At 49.4% G+C, this 26,280-nt stretch carries 23 protein-coding genes; 19 read left to right on the forward strand and 4 right to left on the reverse strand.

Going from position 1 to position 26,280, the window contains the following annotated elements; translation table 11 throughout:
- Nucleotides 1-408: 408 nt before the first annotated feature.
- The 7 genes from AB9P05_RS12785 (at nucleotide 409) to AB9P05_RS12815 (ending at nucleotide 6,269) form a co-directional block, all read left to right on the forward strand.
- Nucleotides 409-1,482: a hypothetical protein gene (locus tag AB9P05_RS12785; RefSeq protein WP_371909217.1), complete on the forward strand. Its 1,074-nt coding sequence runs from the start codon at nucleotides 409-411 to the stop codon at nucleotides 1,480-1,482.
- A gap of 143 nt (nucleotides 1,483-1,625) precedes the next feature.
- Entirely contained in the window at nucleotides 1,626-2,129 is a 504-nt protein-coding gene (locus tag AB9P05_RS12790) for a hypothetical protein (RefSeq protein WP_371909218.1), read from the forward strand.
- A 528-nt stretch (nucleotides 2,130-2,657) separates the two neighbouring features.
- Complete coding sequence (locus tag AB9P05_RS12795) at nucleotides 2,658-3,149, forward strand: hypothetical protein (RefSeq protein ID WP_371909219.1); 492 nt, start codon at nucleotides 2,658-2,660, stop codon at nucleotides 3,147-3,149.
- Nucleotides 3,146-3,964: a hypothetical protein gene (locus tag AB9P05_RS12800; protein WP_371909220.1), complete on the forward strand. Its 819-nt coding sequence runs from the start codon at nucleotides 3,146-3,148 to the stop codon at nucleotides 3,962-3,964. The genes AB9P05_RS12795 and AB9P05_RS12800 overlap by 4 nt, the downstream gene beginning before the upstream one ends.
- 11 nt (nucleotides 3,965-3,975) lie before the next feature.
- Nucleotides 3,976-4,725, forward strand: a complete 750-nt coding sequence (locus tag AB9P05_RS12805) for a hypothetical protein (RefSeq protein WP_371909221.1) — start codon at nucleotides 3,976-3,978, stop codon at nucleotides 4,723-4,725.
- Nucleotides 4,726-4,736: 11 nt separating this feature from the next.
- Complete coding sequence (locus AB9P05_RS12810) at nucleotides 4,737-5,423, forward strand: hypothetical protein (protein WP_371909222.1); 687 nt, start codon at nucleotides 4,737-4,739, stop codon at nucleotides 5,421-5,423.
- 129 nt (nucleotides 5,424-5,552) lie between these two features.
- On the forward strand, nucleotides 5,553-6,269 hold the full coding sequence (locus AB9P05_RS12815; RefSeq protein WP_371909223.1) for a hypothetical protein: 717 nt from the start codon (nucleotides 5,553-5,555) through the stop codon (nucleotides 6,267-6,269).
- A gap of 87 nt (nucleotides 6,270-6,356) precedes the next feature.
- Here AB9P05_RS12815 and AB9P05_RS12820 read toward each other — a convergent pair whose 3' ends face one another.
- Entirely contained in the window at nucleotides 6,357-9,173 is a 2,817-nt protein-coding gene (locus AB9P05_RS12820) for a WD40/YVTN/BNR-like repeat-containing protein (protein ID WP_371909224.1), read from the reverse strand.
- Between the two features lie 132 nt (nucleotides 9,174-9,305).
- Here AB9P05_RS12820 and AB9P05_RS12825 point away from each other — a divergent pair, with 132 nt between their 5' ends.
- The 7 genes from AB9P05_RS12825 (at nucleotide 9,306) to AB9P05_RS12855 (ending at nucleotide 13,689) form a co-directional block, all read left to right on the forward strand.
- Nucleotides 9,306-9,752, forward strand: a complete 447-nt coding sequence (locus AB9P05_RS12825) for a hypothetical protein (RefSeq protein WP_371909225.1) — start codon at nucleotides 9,306-9,308, stop codon at nucleotides 9,750-9,752.
- 285 nt (nucleotides 9,753-10,037) lie between these two features.
- Nucleotides 10,038-10,208 (forward strand): hypothetical protein, encoded by a 171-nt coding sequence (locus AB9P05_RS12830; RefSeq protein ID WP_371909226.1) that lies wholly within the window; start codon nucleotides 10,038-10,040, stop codon nucleotides 10,206-10,208.
- 30 nt (nucleotides 10,209-10,238) lie between these two features.
- Entirely contained in the window at nucleotides 10,239-10,622 is a 384-nt protein-coding gene (gene crcB / locus AB9P05_RS12835; RefSeq protein WP_371909227.1) for a fluoride efflux transporter CrcB, read from the forward strand.
- Between the two features lie 49 nt (nucleotides 10,623-10,671).
- Nucleotides 10,672-11,466 carry a hypothetical protein gene (locus AB9P05_RS12840; protein ID WP_371909228.1) on the forward strand — a complete coding sequence of 265 codons (795 nt, stop codon included), beginning with the start codon at nucleotides 10,672-10,674 and terminating at the stop codon, nucleotides 11,464-11,466.
- A gap of 15 nt (nucleotides 11,467-11,481) precedes the next feature.
- On the forward strand, nucleotides 11,482-11,754 hold the full coding sequence (locus tag AB9P05_RS12845) for a Txe/YoeB family addiction module toxin (protein ID WP_371909229.1): 273 nt from the start codon (nucleotides 11,482-11,484) through the stop codon (nucleotides 11,752-11,754).
- An 86-nt stretch (nucleotides 11,755-11,840) separates the two neighbouring features.
- Complete coding sequence (locus tag AB9P05_RS12850; protein ID WP_371909230.1) at nucleotides 11,841-12,659, forward strand: hypothetical protein; 819 nt, start codon at nucleotides 11,841-11,843, stop codon at nucleotides 12,657-12,659.
- 187 nt (nucleotides 12,660-12,846) lie between these two features.
- Nucleotides 12,847-13,689 carry an alpha/beta hydrolase gene (locus AB9P05_RS12855; protein ID WP_371909231.1) on the forward strand — a complete coding sequence of 281 codons (843 nt, stop codon included), beginning with the start codon at nucleotides 12,847-12,849 and terminating at the stop codon, nucleotides 13,687-13,689.
- Between the two features lie 350 nt (nucleotides 13,690-14,039).
- Here AB9P05_RS12855 and AB9P05_RS12860 read toward each other — a convergent pair whose 3' ends face one another.
- Nucleotides 14,040-14,216, reverse strand: coding sequence for a hypothetical protein (locus tag AB9P05_RS12860; protein ID WP_371909232.1), 177 nt, complete (start codon nucleotides 14,214-14,216; stop codon nucleotides 14,040-14,042).
- A 402-nt stretch (nucleotides 14,217-14,618) separates the two neighbouring features.
- On the reverse strand, nucleotides 14,619-14,876 hold the full coding sequence (locus tag AB9P05_RS12865; protein ID WP_371909233.1) for a hypothetical protein: 258 nt from the start codon (nucleotides 14,874-14,876) through the stop codon (nucleotides 14,619-14,621).
- Between the two features lie 39 nt (nucleotides 14,877-14,915).
- On the opposite strand from AB9P05_RS12865, the gene AB9P05_RS12870 reads away from it, so the two are divergent.
- Nucleotides 14,916-15,170, forward strand: a complete 255-nt coding sequence (locus AB9P05_RS12870) for a hypothetical protein (RefSeq protein ID WP_371909234.1) — start codon at nucleotides 14,916-14,918, stop codon at nucleotides 15,168-15,170.
- Between the two features lie 330 nt (nucleotides 15,171-15,500).
- Here the strand turns inward: AB9P05_RS12870 and AB9P05_RS12875 are convergent, their stop codons facing one another.
- Nucleotides 15,501-17,024: an IS1182 family transposase gene (locus tag AB9P05_RS12875; RefSeq protein ID WP_371911331.1), complete on the reverse strand. Its 1,524-nt coding sequence runs from the start codon at nucleotides 17,022-17,024 to the stop codon at nucleotides 15,501-15,503.
- Nucleotides 17,025-17,443: 419 nt separating this feature from the next.
- On the opposite strand from AB9P05_RS12875, the gene AB9P05_RS12880 reads away from it, so the two are divergent.
- From AB9P05_RS12880 to AB9P05_RS12895, 4 genes are all read left to right on the forward strand, one after another.
- Entirely contained in the window at nucleotides 17,444-20,377 is a 2,934-nt protein-coding gene (locus tag AB9P05_RS12880) for a two-component regulator propeller domain-containing protein (protein ID WP_371909235.1), read from the forward strand.
- Nucleotides 20,378-20,442: 65 nt separating this feature from the next.
- A complete protein-coding gene (locus tag AB9P05_RS12885; protein ID WP_371909236.1) occupies nucleotides 20,443-21,060 on the forward strand; it encodes a response regulator in 618 nt (205 codons plus the stop codon).
- Nucleotides 21,061-21,353: 293 nt separating this feature from the next.
- Nucleotides 21,354-24,665, forward strand: a complete 3,312-nt coding sequence (locus AB9P05_RS12890; protein ID WP_371909237.1) for a SusC/RagA family TonB-linked outer membrane protein — start codon at nucleotides 21,354-21,356, stop codon at nucleotides 24,663-24,665.
- Between the two features lie 12 nt (nucleotides 24,666-24,677).
- Nucleotides 24,678-26,279 carry a SusD/RagB family nutrient-binding outer membrane lipoprotein gene (locus tag AB9P05_RS12895; protein WP_371909238.1) on the forward strand — a complete coding sequence of 534 codons (1,602 nt, stop codon included), beginning with the start codon at nucleotides 24,678-24,680 and terminating at the stop codon, nucleotides 26,277-26,279.
- Nucleotide 26,280 lies beyond the last annotated feature (1 nt).

Below are 26,280 nucleotides of genomic sequence, written 5' to 3' on the forward strand. Positions count from 1 at the left end.
CTCCGGTGAGGGGCTTTTTTTATGATAAATCTTATCTCTCAGGGTGTGGGACAAGGGGTTGTAGGGCTTGCGGAAATAATTTTATACCGGTAGCAGAGGCCTGTGCCTACTTAAGTAGACGTAATTCCCACTAGGATAGTAAATTGTATGTATTTTGCATCAAATATTTAGCTCACCTATTCACCTTTTTTACTCGTCACAAAAAGTCTATCAGCTACTCCCGCAATAAGTACTGATGTGATGATCTTTTTACTCTAATAATTTAGAATAATCTTTATTTGGTTATATTTTTATCTATTTTTGGAAGAAAGTAGCCAGCACATGGAGAAAATGCGATGCCCCTTATGCGGAAATCCCACAGACTTAACCAAAGAAGATTGTAAGGAGTGTAATAAACCTTTTCCCTGGATGGCACAAATCCAAAGGAGAGAAACATCAATCAGGAGGTCATTATCTGGTATTGCTAACGATTTGGTTCATAAACCGAGAGGTGAAAAGATTAACCGGTATAAGCTGGAAGGCCTGTTATCTGCTTTATTAGCTCGTAAACTCGTGCTCCGGATTATTGCCGGCGGTGGGCTTATCGCCCTGATTGTTGAAATATTTATCGGTATTACCCAGATTGAAAAACTAGAAGAGCAAAATAGACTTGTGTCCCTTCAATCTGTATCAAATCTGTATGAAGCTAGTTACGCCCAAAAACGTGAGTTTTCTTTAAACTGGGATAGTAAAAGGGGGTTATTTCGCTCTGCCCCATTATTTGAAGAGCAAATAGCCCTATTGGCAAATATCGACAGCGTAAGTGCCAATAATTATATTTCAGCTATGCTCACAGATCCTCATCCAGTGAGCAGGCTCACCGGTCTTAAGTTGTACAGTAAACTATATCCTAAGATTTCACTCCCCGAAGGTCCTCCTATAGAGCTCGAGTACCTGTACATTCACAACCTGGAGCTATTACATGTGCCGGCTAATCGTATTGATTTCAGGTATTGTATAATAGATAATATGTCTATTGATAGTACTGCCTATATCTCAAGGATTGAACTTCACCAGTCGAGAGTTAAAGGCTTATATTTAAACTCCGGAAGTGATATTTTTGTATACTTCGGTTACTCTTATGGCGAATTAGCAGTGGTAAATAACTCGCACAATTATATTATATTGGGTAATGAAAGTAGAATAGATATATTTACCGATCCGGTACCTGACAGTTCTCCTAATATATATCTTTCGCCATTAATTAACTCAGTTCTTATTCATGATATGTATACCAAATCTATGGTAGCGGAATGGGATACCACAGGCCTGTTTTCCTCTTATTCTAATTTTGGTGCTTACATCTCCAATAAAATTGGAGTAGAGTCAGATTCGTTATTTGCATTTTCTGCAATTAATTCCGATATTGTCAATGATAAACAACGAAAAGTTATAAATGAGAAGGTTTCTGGCGCCGCAAAAAGCCAAGGACTATTGAAATAACGCAGATATCTACCTTAAAATCAATATACTAATGCAATCAATTCAATGAAATTTGAATAATGGACTATTTTTCACTAAATTCAATTTGTTATTCCGAAAACAACCTAAAAGAGGATAACAGGAAGAAAGAAACTAAACATGTAATGAAAAAGAAACTAACCAGCTTAATTCTGGCTCTGGTGCTTGCTATGCCACTACTTTCCTGCCAGGATGATCCCCAACAAGTAGTTGAAGAGACCCTTCCCACTGAGCCTATAGCCTTCCCCTCAGGGCGTATAATCGCTGAAAAAGCGAGTGATCTAAAAGACCTATTAAGAGTTCCTATTAAGTCTCGTTTTGGCCGTGCTGTGGATTTCACCATAAACTATGTGGATATACAATATTATGAAACTGACTTTGTCCTTCAGGTTAATATTCCATATGTTACTTTAGATGGGTATGATAGTAACGTGGTGCTCTCGTATTACAAACACAAAAAAGGCGGAGAAAATGAAAGCAGTTGTGAAGTTAAGGCTTACCAATGTTATGGTAATAACTGCTGTCAGATATCTACAACTACTAACACAGATGGATCAGTAACTAATAGGTGTGGCTGTTTTGGTTGTACCTTAGAAGAGACTACACTAGCTAATCCATGCTTACAATAAGATAAGCATTATGAAATTATGAGGCCAGCCTAATCGCTGGCTTTTTTAATGCTTTTATTTTAGCAATGTGATTTATATATATTGATTGACTAGATGAGCCTGCCAAATAAAATTCAATCATTAATCCCTTCTACCGGTATCACCAGCCGCAGGCACAGGCCTGCAGTATATTACTGAGGCATGTCCGAATTTCCATTATACTCCTTGTCCATGCGTATGCATACACAGCCGAGTCTGGTATCACGGGCAGGTTGGTCCCCCATAGGTCCACATTAGCCTCCGAAGGGTCATTGCCCCTTACCGTTGTCTCTATCCGGCAGGTCCTGTACCAGCTCAGCCAGTTTCATTGCATAAAAGAATAGTTAACGCTGTGGCAAACAGGATGATAAATAAAAATCCTGACCGCTTAACCAATTTTCTCTTCCATTTTAATCGTATAAATCAGTATACTGGAAACTAAGCTTATCGCCTATTTTCCTGGAAAAGTCAGGGTCAGAAAGGCTTATCATTGTAAAGACTCTGAATGACATGACGGATAAAGAGCAGGCTTTTTGGCAGAAAGTAAAGCGCTTTCCTCTGGATGAAGCGGGGGCCGCGTTTCCCTTTTCGGCAAGGCTGGCAAAGGAAAACGGATGGACTGCAGAATATACCCTCCGGGCCATGCTGGAGTATAAGCGCTTCATATTCCTCATCTGCCATACAGGAAGTACCTGCGCCCCCTCAGACCCTGTAGACCAGGTGTGGCACCTTCACTTACTCTACACCCGCTCCTACTGGATAGACTTCTGCCGGCATACCCTGCAGCAGGACATACACCATGGCCCTACCAGAGGGGGACAGGCGGAAGGGCAAAAGCATGAAAATCTTTATGCCAATACCCTGGCCCTGTACAGAGAAACCTTCCGGAAAGAATCGCCTGCGGATATCTGGCCTGAGCCCGGCAAGCAATACGAGAAAAAAGACTGGCTGCGTATAGCGCGATCAGACTACTACCTGATAAAGAAACCTTTCAAAACATGAAAAATCTTGAAAAAATGAGCCCCACGGAGGTGCTGGCTATCACTTCCGGCCAGTTGCCTGCATTCAAAGAATGTGTCAAGTATACCCTGCAGGACCTGGTGCTTCGCAATCACCTGAATGTGTACACGGAAGGCTCAGAGGATGGTGTTCCCATTTACTATGTGGAAATTACTGACCGGTCCAGGATAGAAAGTTGCACCCCGGTGGAGTACCGCTTCCTTAAGCTTTATGCGTCTGATGAAGAGATAGCCTGGCCTCTCAAAGACATGATAAAGGAAGTAGTTCGTAATGGCCGCCCAAATCATGCGCTTCGCAAAGAAGTGCGCGAGGCTATTGCACCCTACATCACGCGCAGTTTCTGGCAGAAACTTACCGGTGGCTATACCCTAAACCGGCAGGGCGAGCGCCTGCACGCTGAGCTTACCCGCGAGCTGGAAGCTGTAAGAAAGCTGGTGGCTGAAACAGGCGAGGATGAAACGGAAAAGCTCGCCGCGCTTTCCTCTGCCATCGGTGCTAACCTGATGGTGGCCATTAGCACAGACACCGAACTCATGGGCCGTGTAGAAAGTGCCATGAGGTCACAGCACGGGGAACGGATGTATGAGACCTCCGACTCCTACACCATGGGGGATGTATTCCTGGGCGCCATCGTGTATGATACCGTTTTCGACAGTAGCCTCAACTCCTGTTACGACGCAAGCTGCTCCGAGACCTCAGGATGGAGCAGCGGCGGGGGCTGTTCCGGTGATGCCGGTGACGGAGGTGGCTGCTCCGGTTGCGGAAGCGGGTGTGGGGGAGGCTGCGGAGGAGATTAATGCCAAGCCCCATGAAAATAAAATACTTCACCTCCCTGCCACCGGCAGAAGTCCTGTACCTGACAAAAGGTACTGACTGGAAAGTGCCGCAACTTATTTTCCTTACCATGATGGACCTGCTCTTCAGGAAAGTACTGCAGGTACAAAAGCAGGAAGAACAAAACCACCCAAACGGACAGGTGAGATCCATTTACGTTATTTGTACTGGCGAAAACTACAAGCAGTGGACACCTAAATCATACGAGCAGCCCTTTTACAGTCTTTGGCAGAAAGACCCCGACGTGGCATACTATGTAAAAACCATGGTGGGAGGGGTATACAAACAACACGGGGACAAAGGTGAGTGGGTAGAACGCCTGAACCATGAACTGATCCGCTATAGAGCAACCGGCTTTTTTAGCAGCCGGATATTCAGTGACGGGTTTAACCGGAGAGGAAAGGTCATTAAAAAAAGGCTCGGGAATGAGCTTGACTACATAGAAAATAAGATGCGTCTTTATTTGTCACACAACGAGCAGAAAGCACTGGTGGCAAAAATGGGGGCCAATGCTTTTATAACAAACCTGGCTATACCAGCATCATCATTGATAAATAGGGAGACCTATGGGGCCTCGGATTATATGCGCGATATGGCAAAGGATAAGGCAGGGGAGGTCGCTATGGAGATGGTATGGGATATAGGAAGTAGCATGGCCGATTCCGTTGGTAATGCGGCCAGTGGTTTTATGAATGGCTTTTTAAGTAACATGGATTTCAATTAATACCTCTGCTTATGCTACTGACGGACCACCTGAGTACGCTAAGGCCTGCGGAGGTGCTGAGCCTTCTGATTGAAGGCTACAGGCAGTCGGTTACCTATCTGAAATTTACCCTGCAGGACCTGATTTTACGTGAGAAATTGCTCATGCGAAAGGCCGCACCTGACAGGTTATACCTGAGTTTGAATGAGCAGAGTATTCCGGAAAATGTAAGAGAGTATGAGGGGATGATCCTCAAATACTTTAAAAATGATCCTGATTTGGAATGGCCCGTAAAGACCTTTATTAATGAACTGGGCCGTACCTGGAAGAATAGATTAGTGAAGAGAGAAATAGATAAGGCCCTTGCGCCATATATTCAGAAGACTTTCATCCATAAGGTTACCGGTGACTTTAGTCTGAACCCACGCGGGCATTCGGTCAAAGCTTCCATTCTCGCTGAAAAGCATGCAGTAAGGGGATATGTGGAAGATCATTATTTACGTTCTAATAATAAGATTAAAGCATTAACTATTCAGAGAGGGGCTAACCTGATGATTGCATTAGGTGAGGATTCTAACCTGATGAAACAGGTAGATGGCGCACTCGGAAAAGTAGCTGAAGGCAGGAGGGCTCGTAATGGTGAACCTGATTTTGGTGGATTTGGATGCGGCGGGGACTTTGGCTGTAATGGTGATTCTATCGGCTGCGGAGGAGATTAGATGACAGACTTTGATAAACTACATAAACTAAGTCCGGTCCAGGTTCTTGCTATAATCAATGGGAAGCCTCCGAGGCTAAAAGAATGTGTCAGGTATACTTTACAGGATTTGGTCCTGAGAAAACACCTATTGTTCAAGGCTGAAAAAGATGGCAGAATTCGCTGTTTTTTAGGGCTGGCGGACAAGAAATGCCTGGAAAGCCCACATTTCCCACATACTCCTTTTTTTCATCCCTTTCATACCGCACCCGAAACTGACTGGCTACTGGAGGCCTACGTACTTGAGGTTTTTCGGATTGTCAGAAGGGAGAAGTTCAGAGCTAGCGTAGTAAAATCCATCGAGCCCTTCATTACTCAAAACTTCTGGCAAAAGGTTAGAACTACCTACAGGCTCAATCATAAAGGGAACAAACTCAAAGACAGGCTTCTATCGGAGCTAAAAGGAGTATCTAAAAAAATAGAACAGGAGAGTAGGAGCCAGATAACAGAAGAAGCGGCAGAGGTGGCTGCTGCTATTGGGGCAAACCTGGTCTTGGCCAGAGGCTCCGAAACCCGGTTTATGGCATTGACTAAGGGTATATTAAATTACATTAAAACCGGTTATGACTTTCAAAGTAACGCACAGAAAGATCTGGAATTGAGAAGTGCCCGACAGGTGAGGTATTTGTACGGAAACCCGGATTATGGAAAGCGTTTCAACGTTATATCCAGAACCAAGGATGATTTCTTTGGACCATATCTGGATAGTGCTTTTTATTTACAATATGACCGTGTCTTTTCGGACGGGTCACTTTTACATGGCGGCTGGGATTTGGGTACGTTGCCTCCTCGTACTGACAAAAAATAAACTATTGCCGGGCAGTGGTGCAATTAAACCAAAACGGGCCGCCTGCAATTACGCGGGCGGCCCGTTTTTTTAATAGGGATGTGTGTCTTACTTAATCTCTACTTTGGTACTATCTGAAGCGCTACCTTTTTTCACGCGGAGTGTGTATTTGCCTTTACCGGCGTACACCATATCTACGTTGTCCTTTTTGCGGCGGCGTCCCTTAGGCGTTCCTTCCACCTTCAGGTTCCACTTGTAGCTGTTAAATCCGGCATTAGCCTGTACTTCTTCCTCACGCAGTACGGTGCCGTTCTCATTCAATACCTCTAGCGTAACCGTACCCGCTTCTTCTGCATAGTACAGCAGGTTCAGTTCCGGCAGGAAGGGTGAGCTAAAGTCATACTGACGTTCGCCCCACCGTTCGGAGTGGCGGAACATGGCGGGCGCGTATACCGCTACCGCTTTGCCTTTACCCGCTATCTGCTGGAGAGGTTTTACATCCATTACGTATATGCTACGGCCATGAGTAGCGATTACCAACTCGTTTTCGCGGGGGTGTACGATCATGTCGTAGCTGGCTACGTTAGGCACGGTGCCCAGGTGCTGCCAGTTATCGCCGCCATTCATGCTCACGTAGGTACCCAGATCGGTGCCTGTGTATAGCAGCTCGGGGTTTACAGGATCCTGTATCAGTACGTTTATCGCCTCTTCCGGCAGGTCGCCTTTTACGCTCGTCCAGTTCCGGCCGTAGTCCGTACTCTTGTACAGGTAGGCATGGAAGTCGTCGTAGCGGTAGCCGGTGAGGGTGGCAAATACCGTAGCCTCGTCATGGGGTGATGGGAATACACTGCTCACCCACAGGTTATCCGGCAGGCCGTTGCTTACATCTGTCCAGGTCGCTCCGCCGTTTCGCGTCACCTGCAGCTTGCCATCATCGGTTCCGGCGTAGATCAGTCCGAAGCTCAGCGGGCTTTCGGCCAGTGAGGTGATGGTGCTGTGCGGCACATTGCCCTGGGGCAGGTCACGCGTCAGGTCGCCTGATATGGCCTGCCAGTTATCCCCACGGTCCAGCGAGCGGTATACCTTCTGCGCGCCTATGTACACAATTTCGGGGTTGTGCGGGCTCAGTATGAGGGGTGTGCGCCAGTTGTAGCGCAGGGTGGGCTCGCCTATGTCGTGTTTGGGCGAGATATACGTGTAAGAATTCTTGTCGCGGTCTATACGGTAGTAGTTACCGAACTGGAAACCAGCATACACTACGCTGGGGTTGCGCGGATCGGGGGCCACATACATACCGTCGCCGCCGAATATGCGCTCCCACTTTTCGGTTTCGTTAGGCACGCTCTCCGATGAGCCCACCAGCGTACCATTATCCTGCAGGCCACCGTACACATTGTAGGGCTTTTCCATATCCACATTTACGGTATAGAACTGGCCCACTGAGGTGTTATTGATATGGTCCCAGGTGGCACCGGCATCATAGCTCATGTACAGACCACCGTCATTACCGAGTATTACGTGTTCGCTGTCACTGGGGTCTATCCACATGCTGTGGTGGTCGCTGTGCACATCGCCTATGGTATCGGCCCGGGCAAAGTTCTTACCGCCATCACGGCTGGCCAGCATAGGCACGCCCATGATATAGATATGCTCCGGGTTGGTAGGGTTTACCCGGATCTCGCCGAAGTAGTAGCCATAGGTAAAGTATACGCCCTGCAGGTCCATCTCATTTACCTTATTCCAGGTTTTGCCTGCGTCTTCGCTGCGGTATATCTCTGTACCGATGATGCTTGTATTGAACAATGCCTCATTGGCATCGCCAAAGTACTCGGCCAGGGCCTTTATCTCATATTTTCCGTCCCGGATCTCCTGGCGCACCTTGGCGGCATCATATTTTTCAGGAAAGCCCTGGTCTTTCAGGAATTTATTAAGCCTGGTAGTATCCAGATCCATAAACTCCTCCCTGGTCATCTCATTAAAGTCAGCCATGCGCAGGTCATCTCCCTGCTTCTCTTTATCCTCTTCCCGTTCCATGGTGCCCTGGTTATCCAGTATGGCGTAGATGATGTCCGGGTTAGAGCGGCTTATATCCAGGCCTATGCGGCCTGTTTTTTCATTATGGGGAATACCCTCCATCTGCACAGTCCAGGTCTCGCCGCCGTCTTCACTATAGTATATGGCCGAGCCTTCGCCCTCGCCGCGGAAGTCCCAGGCGTAACGAATACGGTCCCAGCTTGCGGCCCATAGCCTGTCAGGGTCTTCCGGGTGTATGATCAGGTCTATGATGCCTGTGCTGTCGTTTACATACAGGGTTTTGTCCCAGGTCTTGCCGCCGTCCGTGGTTTTGTATACGCCACGTTCAGAGTTAGTTGAGTACAGCGCCCCCATAGCGCCCACCCAGGCCACGTCGGGGTTTTCAGGGTGCACAATGATGCGCCCTGTGTGGTGTATGGCGTCCAGCCCCAGGTGCTCCCAGGTCTTGCCGCCGTCCGTGGTTTTGTATACACCGGATCCGGCGTAGCTGCTTCGCGAGCTGTTGTTCTCACCGGTACCTACGTACAGCACCTTGGGGTCGGAAGGCGCCAGGGTGATGTCACCAATAGTGAGGGCGCCCTCATTATCAAAGACGGGCTCCAGGGTGATGCCGTTATTTTTTGTGTAAAATACGCCGCCAGAGGCAAAGGCGACATAAAATTCTCTGGGATTGTCCTCGTTTACCGCAAGGTCTACGATACGTGCGCCCTGTACTACCGGTCCTATGCTACGGACGGGGTAATTTTTCAGGAGGCTGTTCTCACCCATTGTTTTTCTTTTGTCAATGGCATTCATGATCTCCGTAGCCGAAGAGGCTTCCTGTGCAAAAGCCTGGACAGGGAGTATGAATACCAGAAATAGCCTGAGCGCTATAGATAGAGTTCGCTTCATAGTGTATAAGTTGATAGCAGAATTCAACGGTTTATGCTGCCGGTTTGACTTAACTCTGTAAAAGGGTCTTAAATTACGCCAGAATTTAAAAAATTGCCCTATAATTCATAAAATTCGTAAAACTGCTCCTGTATGACAGTTAGCCGCCCAAAACCGTCCACCCTCTTCGCTCTGGGGGTATTTATTCTCCTTACGCTTACTGCAGCTATTTATCTGGCCATTCCGCTTATTACAGGCCATAGCATGGAAACGTGGCGCCTTCTGCTGGTGCTGCTGCTGGCCCCTACAGGGCTGGGCTTGCTCACCCGGGTGGTCTTCTCCTATAAGAAAGTGGAGGTACGCAAGGACCGGTTTGTGGTAACGCACCCCTTCAGGCCGGGTGGCAACTGGCAGGAAAAATACCGGGAGGTGGACTTTTGGAAAGAGGAGACGGTAAAAACCGGCGGTACGCAGTATAAGGAACTGCTGGCTGTGTTTATCTCAGGCAAGAAGCTAAGGGTAAGCATGCAGGAATATACTGAGTACGCTAAAGTGGTGCGGGCGCTGGAGCGCCATGCAGGTAAGAAAAAACGCTCCTGAGAAGGTTTTTTTAGTCAGTTTTCCCACATTTTGATATTCATACAACCTTCTTTTCCCGCAATCTGCGCGTAAAAAATCAATCCTGTATGGGTGTCTTTGGTTGATATGTAAGTATCTGTATAATAGGTTATTATAATAATTTATAGAAGCCCTTGACCTATCATTGTCAGATTCTCTTGATAATTTTCCGGCAAAAGCATATATTATATAAACGAAACCTTCACGCTGATCTATGCGTTAGGTGAAGGATGTAACATTTTTTTATCTACCAAACTTTTTTGAACTATGGATTTGGTAATGCAATTTTTGCTATTTTTTGTCCTTATCGCCGGTTCTTTTGCTTTTATCGGTGGTTTATTTTGGTTGCTGTTTAAAAAGGATGCGCCACCGGTACGTGAGATCGAGCGCAGACTACAGCAGAAGCGCCACAGAGCACAGGCTAACCTGTACGTATAGCTTTCCCCTTATTTTGCTTAATTTGCTGCCATGGCTTGGCAGCAAATTATCATTATCGGCCTTGGTGGGTTTCTGGGCAGTATTAGCCGGCACCTCTGTACTATTTGGCTTAGCCGGTGGACACAGTCCGTTTACCCCTGGGGCACCTTTACGGTAAATATGCTCGGTTGCCTGCTACTGGGCTTTCTTATTGGCCTGGCGGGAAGCCAGTTCCTGTCTGAGCGCTGGCGCCTCTTTCTGGCTGTCGGCTTCTGCGGCAGTTTTACTACCTTTTCTACTTTCTCGGCAGAAGGCTTCGGGCTTTTTGAAAAAGACCTCTCTATGCTAGGGCTGCTCTACCTTGCTGGCAGCGTAGCGGGTGGCCTCCTTTTGGCCGGCGCAGGCTTATGGCTTGGGCGTCAGCTTAATGCCTAAATATCTTAGTAAAGCTATTTATTTTAGAGGGATTGTGCTTATTTTGGGCATGAACCTCGCCAATACCACTTTCTCCGCCTTTATCCTCTATGCACTGGATAAGGACCAGATTAGCAACCCGCTGGTACAGCATAAGATGGCAGCTTTTATCGGCCTGATTAAGCAGCGGGTTCAATCCGATGGGGTAGAGCGTGCTTTAGCCTCATTGCAGGAAGATGCCTTCCAGATGAGGCTGCTCATCCTGAACTTGTTTTCAGAAAATGAGATTACAGACCGGCTACCTGAAGGCATAGAAAGGCTCTATCAGCGATTCGATAAGCCGGCCGCCTCTCTGGGGCCCGATCTTAATAAGGCTCTTCCCGAATGCATGACGGTATACAGGTTCATTGCAGGCTTAGAAACAGAAGGTGAAAGCGGTACCGTGGTAAAAGAGCCTATGTCCGACTATATGCCGGTACCGGTGCATCCCGGCAAAGTCGATACCCTTCCTTCACTTGCCGACCTGGAACTAATTCTTAAGACGTTTGGGTTTGGTAGTACCTCTATTATTTCCCTGTTACGATCATCGCTTGCATTTGAAACCGGATTAATACTTGCAGAACTTCACAGAGCAGGTGAGCTTTTCCTTAGCCCGGCGGAGCTGAAGGAGCTTTCGCGCCAGCTGTTTCTTTCTATAGAAGATTTTGGTTTGGAAGCCCACACGCAGGGCTTCTGGCAGTTGCCCTATCATGATCATGTGCAGACCATCCGTAATATTAAAATACGGGTAGCTGCTTATGAGGCAAGCCAAATAGGCAGCCTTAAAGAAGTTTCTTTCCAAAGCCTCAAAGAGCTGCTTTCCTAAGCATCGATCAGGTTTATGAAAACTTACTGGACGAGGGAGAGTAAGCCTGGCTTGGAGAAACTGCTACAGGAAAACAGGAAGCTGGGTGCCAAGGTGCTGGAGTTGCTATTGGATATCGATAAGTATTCGGATAGTCCCCTGCAGGGCAAAGGCAAGCCTGAACGACTACGGGGTAACCCTTCTGAATTCTATAGCAGGCGGATCACAGAAAAGCACCGGCTGATATATAGTTACCTGGCGGAAGGTATTTGCATCATTTCATGCTACGGTCATTACGATGATCGCTAGGTAAATGAAAAAGAAAGATAAATCCCCCCTAATCTCTTATCAAATCAGATCTTGAACCAAGTTTAGCCCGATTTTTAATTAAAGCGATGAACCTCTCTCATACGACATTTACCTCTTTTCTGCTTCTCGCCCTCGATAAGGTTAATGACGGGGTGCTCTCTGGTAAAGCGGCATCTTTTACTCAAATAGTCAAAGACCGCGTGAGTTCCTTAGGTGTTTCGGAGGGTATAAACTCTTTGCTGGATAAGGGCTTTCAGGCCCGCATGGATATGATGAGTCAAATGCTTACCGATGGAAGTCTATTTGAGGAGGTAGAGGATACCGTTGCTGAGTTGGGTGAAAGCTACCTTTATGAACATGAAGCCTATAACAGCCGGTTGAATAAGGCGTTGAGACAGAGCATGGAAGTCTATCAGCTCATAGTGGGCGGGAACAGCCCTGATGATGAAAGTGATATGGAGGCCGGCGAGATGCTTAACGAGCCGGAGACACTTTATGAAAGCGTGTCACAGATGCCGACTATAATTAATGCGATCTCTTCCATACCCTCTATTTCTGATTTTGCCAGGATGTTAGATATGTTCGGAGTGAATACCGGGTATCTGATTCCTATGCTTAAGCATTCGCTGAGTCTTGAAATCGCGTTGCTGGTTGCTGATATGCACGAAGATCACGTGATAGAGCTCGATAATTCAGGAATGAATGACTTATCCAGATCTTTACTGACTGCTATCGAAGGGTTTGGTCTTTCTTCACTTAAAGCCGGCTTTTGGGCGATACCAGAAGATGAGCCTAATCAGATCATCCGCAATATTAAGATCAGGAAGGCCATGGATGATATTAATGAGGGTATTACTCAAAGGTCATCTGAGGAAGAGATGAGACACATGCTGAATAATGGATAAGTTCTCTCGGTGTCACCGCGTAAGTGGATTTGTAGAGCCATCTAAGCACCTCTTATTAACACACTTGTCCCAAACTATACCGGGTAATTCAGTGCTTACGCTGGCATACAAAAGCCAATGAGGGTCTACTGTATCCGGGTGACAAAACTTTCTACATTACCCCCTGTTATCAGGCAAAAATTACTAAATGAGCAGACACCATCTTTTCATTGGGTTAGTGGCAATGCTGTGTTTGACGGGCTGCCTCTCATCCAGGAAATACAAGGATATTGACTACCTGACCGGTGGGGTTGAGAATGGGGAGAGGCCGACGCTGAATGTATTTGTGCCTAAGAAAATAGAGGAAGGAAAGGCGCCTGTCTTACTATTCGTGCACGGCGGCAACTGGAACAGCGGCAATAAGGAGACCTATAATATCCTGGGCCGAAACTTTGCCAGGAAGGACGTGGTGACGGTGATACCAGGCTATACTCTGAGCCCGGATGCCAGCTATGAGGAGATGGCACAGCAGATAGCGGAGGCGGTGAGGTGGACACTGGATAGCATTGGGAAGTATAAGGGTGATCCGCAGCGGGTATACCTTACCGGACACTCGGCCGGGGGACACTTGGTGGCTTTGGTGGCTACTAATCCTGATTACGACATCGATCCGGATGATATAGCGGGCATTATTCTGAACGATGCGGCAGGGCTGGACATGCACCACTACCTGACGAATAATCCGCCCACGACCAATGAGCATTACCTTACCACGTGGACGAAGTACCCGGAGGTATGGGAAGAGGCTTCGCCTATTAACTATGTGGATGCGGCCTCCCCTCCATTCATGATCTACCTGGGGAGTAAAACGTATAATTCGATAAAAACGGCAAACGAGCGTTTTCTGAAAGAGCTAAAGCCTCATCAGCCCGGTATTACTCCCATCATCATTGACAAGAAGCATATTCCTATGGTGACTCAATATGTGTGGCCGTGGAATAAACGGTATGATGAGATACTGGAGTTTATGGAGGCGCAGGGGGAGGAGTGAGGAGCCCGATTGGAAGGCAGGCATTCAAATTAATTAAAGCGCCCGCTTGGGCTAAAACAAGCGTTTAGCTACCTATTGCTCCTGACTGGCACGAGTGCCCCCAAGGGGGATTTGCGTCTGCACTTCCCTAAAACCAGTAGCGACAACCGTGCATGGCTAAGTATACTGTCTTTAGGAATAGCCATTTTTTTCCTTTTTGCACAATAGCTACGGAGATTAAGCGAGGTTCAACCTAGCAAAAATGTAAACTGCCTGTAAGTAGTGTAAGCGGGTATAAAAACAACCAGCCGGGTACACCTGTGTACCTGGCTGGTTGTTGCGTGGAGTCTTACTTAAAAGATAGTGGGCTGTTATTCACAGGTTTCGGTATAACAAGGGCAGCCTTCAGCACAGGAGTCATGACAGTTTACATTGTCGTAGGTAGGATAGTAGCAACCGCTTTCTGTATCATATCCGCCCTTGATCTCCTTTAGGTTTGTGACGAAACTCTTAATAGTGAGAGACTTTAGTTCTACGTTTTTCTTCATAGGTATCATTATTTAGTATTAGTTACTACCTAAGATACGCTAATGCCCTTTTGATTCAAAAAAAGCGGGCAACACGGGCCGTATTCAAATGGGGATTGCAGAAGCCGGAAATAAGGGAGGGGGCTGTGTGCCTACGGCACTCAGGGTTGCTTTCGCTTTATTGGGCTACAAATACGACGGCCCTAGGGGAACTGACATAGAATTATACGATAAGATATGATATACCTTGCCGGCAACTTACCATTATAGAGTCAGGGATGATATAAAGCAGATAAAAACACTATGAGGTGCGGTTAATAAGGACCGATCCGGCCGACTGAGCAGATGGGCTGCCTAAAAGAAAGCTGGTCGCTTTTGGTTAAAATCAATGTGTTGATAATGCAGCCGGGCGGACAGGCTAAACTAGTCCTTTCTTATCTCCCACATATCGTAATTCTCGGCGCGGCCGTACTGCATGAGCTCGTTTAGGGTGAACTTCTCAAGGGTGTCGAGGTCTTTGGCGAGCACGTCACCATCGGCCTGGATTTCGAGTACCTCGAAGCGGTGCTCGTCGCTGAAGTTCCTGATCCCGTAATACTTACCTACTCTGAGTACGTCTTTGGCTATGGGCATAAACGAGGTGCTTTTATCTTTAATGGCGTAAAATAAATGAAAAACCATTTGCCTGCGTCACTGTTTTTTTAAAAAGGAGAATTAATTATGGACAAACATAACGATCAATACGACAGACTACATAATACATGGGAAAGCCATAAGGCGAATGCCAAAACGGGCGACCATGGAGAATACATAGAGCTGGACGAGGGCATGATAAGCTCTGCCGGTCTAAGCTTCGGTGACTTTGAGTCGCCGGGTAACTTCAGAACGTTCTCACACCCGGGCGATGATACGCGCACGCATTACACGGTGCACTCCCTGGGTAGTGGCCGCTTCCGGATAAACCGGGGTCGCTAGGCTAAGCAGTATATAGCACATAGATGATAGGCTGTCTCAAAAGTAGAAAGGCCTTTTTCACACCAAATAATAATTGGAGAATTACTTCAAACACTCTGCATAGCGAAGTCGGACGCGACCCGGTCAGGCACGACCCGGTCAGGCGCGACCCGGTCGAACGCGACCCGGTACCACCTCGCGGTAGTTTACCAAATACAAATTTACATTTTGAATAAAAAGAAAGAGGCTGTCTCAAAAGTGTTGAGGCAGCCTTTACTTTTTTCTTTCCAGGCTCATCTGCTGTAAATGCTATTGATGATCTGTTTTCTTTTGGCGAAGAAAACAGGCTCTCTATGAAGCCTTTTTGAGCAGGTTATGTGCAATAGCCAGTAGTCCGGCTTCTATTTCGACTTTCTCTGTTCCCCGCATCATAAATCTGCGGAAGCCCCGGTTGTGTTTGATGGCTGCGAACACAGTTTCTACATCTGCCGGTCGCTGCTTGCGATGAGCTATTCCCTGGTCACTCATAAGCATATCCCGCACTTTTTGCTTGTGAGTTCTAAGGTTATGATTGATCTCAACTATCCGGTTGCCTTTTGCTTTAAAACAACCGCTCCTTAATGGACACTCCAGGCAGTTTCTGGCCTGATATTGTGCATAAGTTTGTTCATAACCCGACTTAGTTTTTGTTTTTCGCTTTCCTATATGATCCATTGGCTGGCCTGCCGGGCAATAGACCTTATCCTGCTCTTCGTTGTAATGCAGGTTCTGAGATTTAGATATGTCTTGCTTCCATTTTCTGGTTTGCTCCTTATGGAAGTAATTATACTTTACATAGGCCTTCTCTACTTTATCTTTCAGATAGTCATAGTTCTCTTCGCTACCATATCCTGCATCAGCGCATATAGTGTCAGGCAGGGTGTTATATAACTGCTGATAGTTCTTAAGATGGGGTTGTAACGTTAGGGTGTCGGTAGGATTTTGATGGATCGTGTAGTTTACCAAGTATTGATTGGAGGTGCTGATCTGAAGGTTATAGCCCGGCTTGAGCTGTCCATTTCGCATATGGTCTTCCTTCATCATCATAAAGGTTGCATCGTGGTCAGTCTTTGAATAGCTGTTTCGTTGTCCCAGTATAGCTTGCTTCTGCTGGTATTCAGCCAGCTTCCCAGGCCAGTTTTTTCGTGCATAGGTAAGCTTCTGCCTCTTCCCTTTTGCTATCTTCTTGCCCGTGAGTGCCTGGTCAATCCTATCAATAGTATCACTAACCTTTCGAGCATCGATTTTGCTAAAATCAGGCTTTTCCTGATATAACTCGTCTTCTGCCACCCGCTGGGTATAGTCCCACAACTCTTCAAGCTGTTGGCTTATCTTTTCGGTATTGGTCTTAATAGACCTGCCCCACACAAACGTGTAGCGATTAGCCTGGGCTTCTATCTTGGTGCCGTCGGTGTAAACTGTCTTTAAGTCCAGTAGGCCCTCATCAACTAAGAACATTACAATCTGAGCAAAGATCACCTTCAGGCTATCTTTCAACCGATCGCATCGAAAACGGGCAATAGTGTTATGGTCAGGCTTGTTCATACCTGCCAACCACATGAAGTGAACGTTTTGACCAATAGCTGCCTCCAACTTGCGGGTAGAGTAGATATTACTCATATACCCGTAAATCAATATTTTAAGCAGCATCCTTGGATGATATACTGATGTACCGCCAGGCTTATAACCAGTCAATAGAGGGGCAATATCAAGACGATCGACCACTTCGTTGACCACCCGAACTGGATGGTCTGCCTCTATTAACTCCTCCAGGCTCGGAGGTAAAAGCATAATTTGCTTGGGGTTGTAGTCTTTAAAAACTATCTTTTCGCTTATTGACACAACTCAAGATATCACATCTTGGAAAGCGGGGGTAGTAATGCCCTCGCTTTTTTTATGGCCAACTCCAAAAAAAAAGAGGCTGTCTTTTGAGACAGCCTCTTTCTTTTTATTCATGGAGGTAGCTGGTACAGAGCAGGGTCTCCCATACGGCTGTAGGAATGGGGGCGCTATATAAAGGAAAGCCGGTGCCAGGGTGTCTTAATGGTGAAAATACCTTCCGGTGCAGGAAAGTGTATGAAGAGGATGCTACTAAGGAAACAGGGCACCGGAAGGCAGCGGGTTGAATGGGTTTTAGCCAAAGGTAGGGAATAAGGGCGTTCGTCGAAATCACCAAAAGAGGGGGATTTCGGGCGAGCGTTTTCTGCCGCATATTTGATTCTGCTGTGTGTATGGCGTATTGGACATTGTACCCCATGAAATATTTCCTTCAGACGTGTATAGCTATGATGGCGATTTCGCTGCCTTTGCTGGTGCAGGGGCAGGCGTATGACTTTGCGCAGTACTCAATAGATAAGGGCTTGAGCCAGTCTCAGGTAAAGGGTATGGCGCAGGATGCCTCGGGCAGGATGTGGTTTGGTACTACGGGTGGGGGGCTGTGTCGCTTTGATGGGCAAAAGATGGAGGTACTGAGGCGGGAGGAGGGGCTGCCAAATAACTCGCTGGAACACCTGGCTTTTGACAGCCTGACGCGAACAATGTATGTGAGCGCGGAAAACGGGTTGATTAGCCGGTATGACGGGGACCGCTTTACGGAGATACCTGTAGCTGATAGTACCCCGGCGCCTAAGATTCTAACCGGGATGTGCCTGGACAAGGCAGGTGTGCTGTATGCGGCCTACCTGAAGGGGGGGATGTATAAGCTCACGGCTGACGGAAGGCATATGAAGCAGGTGGCGGGTACGCCGGACTCGCTGACGACAGTGAGGCTGTCGGGTGAAGGGTACCTGCTGATGAGCCGCCGCGATGGTAATGTGTACCGGCTGGAGAATGACCGGTTCAGCCTTGTGGCGCGTGTGCCCGGTGGGCACTATGTGGCGGATATTATAGCGCACGAGGGGGGTATGTACCTGGGTACTAATGGCGGGGTATACCGCTATAGTGAAGAGCAGTGGCAGTACCTGGGACTCAGGGAAAGGATCACTTCGGTGCATGTATCTCCTGCGGGTGAGTTGTGGGCGGGTACGATGGCGGGCTTGTGGCGCTATAGTACAGGAGCCTGGGAGCATATTAATAAGAAATCGGGACTGACGGACTTGCCGGTAACGTGCTTTTTCAATGACCGTGAGGGCAACTTATGGATAGCGACAGACGGGGCGGGGGTGTTTCTGTTCAGGGGGGAGCGGTTTACGCACTTTGGTGAGGCCCAGGGCCTGAGCCATGAGGTGGTAATGGCGCTGGCGCAGGGTCCGGAGAGCTTGTGGATAGGTACAAGCAGGGGGCTATTTACGTTTGACGGTGAGCAGATACGGCCTAAAGAGGATCTGCCCCTGGAGGGGGTTTACATTTCTACGCTACTGCCGGACACAACCGGGGGCATGTGGGTGCTGAGCCGTGGCGGCGGGCTGATTCACTATGGCCGTGGGGGGATCCGCTTCTATAATAAGGACAATGGCCTGCAGGATAACTACCTGACGATAGGTAGGCTGGACGAAGAGGGCAGGCTATGGATAGGAAGCGGCGAAGGGCTGATAAGGCAGGGTGAGGATGGCTTTGACTTGTTACAGCCTGAAGGTGAGCCGCTGCGTGTAGTGTGGGGCCTGATGCCGTATAAGGATGGGGTGCTGGTGGGCTTTGGCGGCGGGCTGCGGTACTTTGACGGAGAAACTTTCCATCGTGTGCCGGGAGCGGAACTGATGGAGGGTAAAGCTGTGCTGGGGATTTTTAAAGGGCCGGGTGACCGGCTGTACTGTAATGTCTATAATGCCGGACTGTATGTACTAAACCCTGACAAGGCAGAGGGCTTTTACCTGACTACTTCCTCGGGGCTTACTTCTAATCTGATCTATAGTGTGATAGCGGCAGATCAATACCTGTACCTGGGTACGGAGCGGGGGGTGGACCGGCTGACATTTACAAGCGGGGGACTGCTGAGTGATGTGCGGAACTATGGCCGCAGTGAAGGCTTTAAAGGGGTGGAGGCAAACCGCAATGCGGTGATGGAGGATAGCCTGGGGCGCATATGGTTTGGCAATGTGCGGGGGGTGGCGCTGTATGATCCTGCAAAGGACCGTCCGGATATGCCGGAGCCGGCCCTGGCGCTTAATGCGGTTCGCCTATTTTATGAGGTTCCGGACTGGGCGGAATTTGCAGATTCTGTAGATAGCTGGCATAATGTGCCTGTAGGTCCGGTTTTCTCCTATGATCAAAACCACCTGGTGTTTGATTTCGGGGGAAGTACCTTTCTGGCTCCGGAGCGGCTGCGCTACCGCTACCGGCTGGAGGGGCTGGAGGAGGTGTGGTCGCCGCCGGTGGAGAGGGGGCAGGCGATGTATGCTAATCTGCCACCAGGGGAGTATACGCTGCATGTGGAGGCTATGGATGAGGGGGCCGGACGACTGGGTAAGGCACTGGCCTACTCGTTTGTGATAGAGCCGCCCATCTGGGGGCGCTGGTGGTTTATGCTGTTGATGGTTCTGGCTGCATTACTCATTATCAAGCTGATATCTGATAACCGTGTACGGGTAAAGCTGGAAAAGGCGCTGCTGGTGGAGAAGGTAAAAGCGACAGAGATGACCCGCCTGCGCAAGGAACTGGCGCGGGACTTTCACGATGAGATAGGGAATCACTTTGCGAGTATATCGGTGCTGGTGCAGATGCTGAGTGCGCGCTTTACAGATAATAAGGAGGCGGCGGGTATTATAGGAAAGCTGGAACAGCTCTCGCGGTCACTGTACCTTGGGGGACGGGATTTTATATGGTCCATAGAGCCGGAAAGCGAGCGTGTAAATGAGATGATTCTCTACATAAAGGACTTTGGTGAGGAGCTATTTGAGAACAGTCCGATAGAGTTTCGCTCGGACATCCCGGAAAATGGCGAACTGGACAATGTGAAGCTGCCTGCGGGGGCGAACAGGCAGGTGATCATGATAGCAAAGGAGGCAATGACGAATGCGATGAAGCATAGCGGGGCTGCCGTGGTTACTATGGGGGTACGGTACGAAGGAAAAGAGGTGACGATGGAGATAAAGGATAATGGCTGTGGCCTGATGTATAATAGTAAAGGTCATGTAAGGGGATTGGAAAATATGAAAAAAAGAGCGGAAAGGGTGGGGGGAAAGCTTAGTTACTTGTCTCAGGATAAAGAGGGTCTGTCTGTAATAGTCGTATTGCCGGTCAATACGATATAATGAATATTTATCTATTGAAATAAATATAAATACGGAATGTATTTATAGTAATACCACTGTGTCTAATGATAAATGTAGTAATAGTAGAAGATAATGAGATCGTCCGGGAAGGCTTTTCTTTTTTGATAAAAGGGGAGGAGAACCTCAGGGTAACGGGTGCCTATGGTAATGCGGAAGCGGCGCTGAAACGTGTGTCCCTTGACGAACCGGATGTGGTGCTGATGGACCTGGAACTGCCGGGTATGCACGGGGTGGAGGCGATAGAGAAATTAAAGCGTATACGGCCGGAGGTGAATATCATCGTGATTACGGTGCATGAGAATAGTGATTTGGTATTTAGGGCCTTATGTGCCGGGGCCAGTGGGTATATGACCAAAAGCGCCGATCACGCGAGGCTGCTGGAGGCCATCAGGGAAACGCAAAATGGGGGGGCTCCTATGAGCAGCAACATTGCCCGTATGGTGGTGGAATCTTTTCAGAAAAACCACGACAGCCCGCTTACGCCTCGTGAAACGGAGGTGTTGAGCTTGCTGGCTAAGGGAAAAAGCTACTCTGTGGTAGCGGATGACCTGTTTGTGCACCGGGAGACGGTGAAGAGCCATATTAAGAATATATATTATAAGCTAAACGTGAACTGTAAGGCAGATGCCATTGAGATCGCACTGAAGAATAGATTGATTTGAACCATACATTGTAAATTACATTCGCATGGAGCGCCGGTATTTTTTTAAATACCGGCGCTTTTTATTTATGGAATAGCATAACCTCTCGCATCTATTATATAAATACCCGTAATGTGGGGGATGCCACGGCACCATAATATTACGGATATTGAGTTTTAACCCTTCTGCAAAAACCCATCACCTGATTTCTTAGCAAACACTGCGTTTTGTCATGTGGAAACGACACGGCATAAACTGTGACCGGGTGAGGTATGCGCAGGGGGTATTTTTTTACCAACTAATAACTAATGTTTATGCGAGTAAAACTACTTATTCTCAGTTTGCTGGCTCTGGCACTGCTGATGCAGGAGGCCATGGCCCAGCAGCAGCGCCCGGTGTCGGGCAAGGTGACTGATGCGGCAGACGGTTCGGGCCTGCCGGGAGCCTCAGTAGTGATAAAAGGGACTACACGGGGCACGGTAACGGACGTGGATGGCAACTACCGGCTGAACCTGCCGGAGGGCAGTGGTGACGTGATCGTGTTTAGCTATGTAGGCTATGAGACGGTAGAGGAAGCGGTGAACGGCCGCACGACCATCAATATCGCGATGGAGGAAGCCTCTCTGGTAACGTCGGAGGTGGTGATCACGGCGATCGGTATAGAACGTGAGAAGGATGCCATAGGCTATGCGAGTGAGAGCCTGGATGCGGAAAGGATACAAAAGAAGGCGGAGCCTGACCCGGTGCGGACGCTGCAGGGCAAGGTGCCGGGGGTGAATATTATAGGGGGGGGTGGCTCCGTGGGTTCGGGTACGAACATCACGATACGGGGCAACAGCTCGCTGCTGGGCAACAACCAGCCGCTGTTTGTGGTGGACGGTGTGCCTTTTGATAATACGTCTTATGAAACAGGAAGCTTTACGTCAGGAACGGCGAGCAGTAGCCGCTCTTTTGACCTGGACCCGAATAATATTGAGTCGGTGAATGTGCTGAAGGGGGCTGCGGCTGCGGCCTTGTATGGCTCACGTGCGGCGAACGGGGTGGTGGTGATCACGACCAAAACGGGACGTAAAGGCACGAAGAAGGGTCTGGAGGTGTCTTTCAACAGCAGTTTTATTGTGGAAGAGGTGGCTAACCTGCCTGATCTGCAGATGCGCTATACGGGGGGAAATAACTTCCTGTATGTGGATGGAAACTTTGGTACGTGGGGGGCGCCTTTTGCGGTGGATACGACTTCGGGTGCCTGGGCGGTAAATGATAATAAGAACCTTATCCTGGGATATGATGACAATGGGAACCCGCTGGTGGCTCACCCCTACGACCAGTATGCGGACCGGGCACCGGAGTTTACCGATGCGCGGGTGCCCCTGGTGCCTCATAATAATGCAGAGGACTTCTTCCAGACGGGGTACCTGCTGGAAAACGGCCTGACGATAAGCGGTGGCGGCCCTAAGGCGAACTTTGTGGCGGGTATAAGCCGGATGGATAATGAGGGGATTGTGCCGGGCAACAAGGCGGAACGTACCAATGTGAATATCGGGGGTAATGTGCAGCTGGACAATGGTCTCTTTAGCCGTGGTAGCATTACGTATACGCGTAACGAACTGGATGGCTTCCCGACCACGGGTTTTTTTACCGGCGGGGTGAGTATCACGGAGCGTATCCTGTGGCTGCCGCCAAACCTGGGCCTGAAATCATACCCTTACCAGGATGTGAACGGGGACCAGCTTATGTACCGGCCTAGCAATAACAATCCGTACTTTCTGATCAATAATGCGCCGCATAACTCACTGGTGGACCGCTACTATGGCAAGCTGAGTGTGGGTTTTGACTTTACGGACTGGCTGACGGCGGAGTACCAGATGGGCTTCAATACGTATACGGACAAGCGCAACTATACGCTTCCTATCTCTACGGTAGGGGTGCTGCAGGGGCAGGTGACGCTGGATGAGATTCGCTATGAGGAACTGGACGGAAACCTGCTAATCACGGGTAACCGGGACCTGAATGAAAAGCTGAATCTGCGGGTGATACTGGGGCACCAGGTAAACCAGCGGACGTTTAACCGCCAGAGTGTGGTGGGTAACAGCATCATCGTAAGGGGCATCAATGACATTGATAATACGAGTACGGTAACGCCGAATGGCGGGGGCTTTGAGCGCCGCCGCTACCACGGGGTGTTTGGTGATGTGTCGCTTAGCTACATGAACTGGGCGTACCTGAATGTGACGGCGCGTAATGACTGGACGTCTGCCCTGCCGCCGGATGAACGCTCGTACTTTTACGGCGGGGTGAGCGGCTCGGTGATCTTCAGCCGGGCGCTGGGGCTGGAAAGCGACTGGTTTGAGTATGGCAAGTTGCGTGCGGGCTATGCCTCGGTGGGTAATGACACGGACGCTTACCTGACCAGTACGATCTTCGGTACTAACCCTTCGCTGGGCAATAACATAGCTGATTTTGTCTTTCCTTTCCAGAACACGAACGGGCAGACGCTGAGCGGGGTGCTGGGTAATGACGCGCTACGGCCGGAGATTACGGCGGAACTGGAACTGGGCACGGAGCTGAGATTCCTGAGGGGCAGGATCGGCCTTGACTTTACTTATTACGACAGGCGGTCAAAGGACCAGATTGTGCCGATATCGCTGCCTGCTTCCTCGGGCTTTACGAGCCGCATAGGCAATATAGGCGAGGTAAGTAACAAGGGCGTGGAGATAGGCCTGAACCTGGTGCCGGTAGAGCTGGAAAACAGCTTTCGCTGGAGTATCTACTCGGCGTTTACGAGGAACAAGAATGTGGTGGAAGACCTGGGCCCGGGCGTGAACGAGATATTCGTGGCGGGGTTTGGTAACGGTGTGCAGGTGGTTCACCGTGTGGGCGAGGAGTTTGGTCTGATACAGGGCAGCGTGGCCGCAAGGGGACCTAATGGTGAGCTGCTGGTGGATCCTACTACGGGTAAGCTGATCACGGCACTGCAGCCTGATATCATCGGTAACCCGAATCCGGACTTTCTGCTGGGGGTGACTAATACTTTCAGCTACAAGGGGCTGGAGCTTGGCTTCCTTATCGACTACCGCCACGGCGGGGACATGTGGTCGGCTACCTTTAACCAGCTCTACGGACGGGGGGTAACGACGGGTACGATTCCTGACCACCCGGACGGCCGGGAGGTGACGCTGGTAATACCTGGTGTGGTAGGTGACCCGAGTACATTGGAGGCGGTGCTGGATGAGAACGGGAATACGATACGGAACGGCACGCAGCTTACGACGAATGACTGGTGGTTCATCAACACCTTTGGTTCGGCGGGGCCTAATGAGTTCTCGGTATTCGATGCGACGACTATACGCCTGCGCGAGGTGACGCTGGGCTACTCGCTGCCTGCTTCCGTACTGGAGAAAACGCCCTTTGGCAGTGCCCGCATTACGCTGAGTGGCCGCAACCTGTGGTTTAAAGCGCTGCACTTTCCGGATGACCTGAACTTTGACCCTGAGACGAGCTCACTGGGGGCGGGTAATGTGCGGTCTACAGGCGGAGGCGGTGCCTCTTCGGGCAATGCGCAGGGGGTGGACTTCGGCGTAGTGCCTACGGCTAAGCGCTATGGTGTCAATCTTTCCATCACTTTTTAAATGAGAATCGATATGAACATAGGAACATATATATCGCGTATCGGTGCACTTGCTTTGCTGCTATTGCCGCTGGCGGGTTGCGACGATTACCTGGACATAAATGAGAACCCGAACAGCCCGACGACGGCGGAGCTGCCGCTGCTGCTACCGGTGGCGGAGAGTACGCTGGGCTTCCGGATGGCACGCACGATCAATGAGAATACGTCTGTATTTGCCAGGCAGTATTATGCGCTGGCGCCGAGCCAGTATACGCAGAGCCCTCAGTCTTACAATGCGGACTTTACGGGGCTTATGTCCGGGGCACTAAAGGACCTGCAGGTGATTATAGACCAGGGTACGGCCGAGGAGAACTATGGCTATGTAGGCATGGCGAAGGTGATGAAGGCGTACACGTACGGGGTGATGGTGGACCTGTGGGGGGACCTGCCCTTTGTGCAGGCGCTGCAGGGAGATGATGGCCTGTTCTTCCCGGAATATGATGATGCGGCGGACATATACACGAACCTGTTTGCCCTGCTGGATGAGGGCATTGCTGACCTGGAGCGGGAAAGCCCGGCGGTGCTTAATGACCTGATCTACGGCGGTGACAAGGTGCTATGGATCAAGGCGGCAAACAGCATCAAACTGAGGTTGTATCTGAACCTGCGCCTGGTAGACCCGGGCGGGGCGGCGGCAGGGATCAACGGCATTATTGGCAGTGACGCGTATATCACTGATAATGATGAGGACTTCCAGTTTCAGTTCGGTACATCCATCGCCCCTATTACGCGGCATCCGCTACACCAGCAGGAGTATGCGGGGCAGGCGAGCAAGGGCTTTTACATGAGCAATTACTTTATGTACAAGCTGATCACTAAGGAGGATCCGAGGCTGCCCTTTTATGTGTACCGCCAGAGTGACGGGAGTGCGCTGGACTTTCAGACGACGCCATGCTCCCAGCGGTCGGACTGCCCGTATGGCTATCTGGGTACTTTTATAGGGCCGGAAGCGGCGGGCTATGTGGGCCGCGACCATGGGGACCCGAGTGGTATACCGGGCGACGGTAATCTGCGGGCAACGTTCGGGGTGTACCCGATAGGGGGCCTTTATGACGACGGGGACTATGATGAGGCTCTGCAGTCGAGCAACGGGGGCATGGGTGCGGGGATTATGCCTATGATGACAAATTTCATGGGGGACTTTATCCTGGCAGAGGCTGCGCTAACCCTAAATGTGAACGGTGATCCGCTGGACTACCTGCTGGAGGGTGTGGAGGCGTCGCTGCGCAAGGTGTCGGCCCTGGGGGTGGCACTGGACAGTGATGCGGAGCCGATAAGCGAGGAGGCCATGGAGACTTACCTGCAGGCGGTGAGCATCCGGTACGGTGAAGCGACGAGCGATGCGGGACGGCTGAATGTGATCATTGAGGAGAAGTACTTTGCGCAGTTTGGCAATGGCATGGAGGTGTACACGGACTTGCGCAGGACGGGTATGCCGAATGACCTGCCGGCAAGCATTGCGCCTGCGGCGCCTTTCCCGCTGAGGCTGCCTTATCCCTCTACGGAGATAAACAGTAACTCGGGGAATGTAGAACAACCCCCTCTGACCACACCTATTTTCTGGGACGCTAACTAAT

Origin of the sequence: Roseivirga sp. BDSF3-8 (genome assembly GCF_041449215.1) — a bacterium.
GTDB lineage: Bacteria > Bacteroidota > Bacteroidia > Cytophagales > Cyclobacteriaceae > JBGNFV01.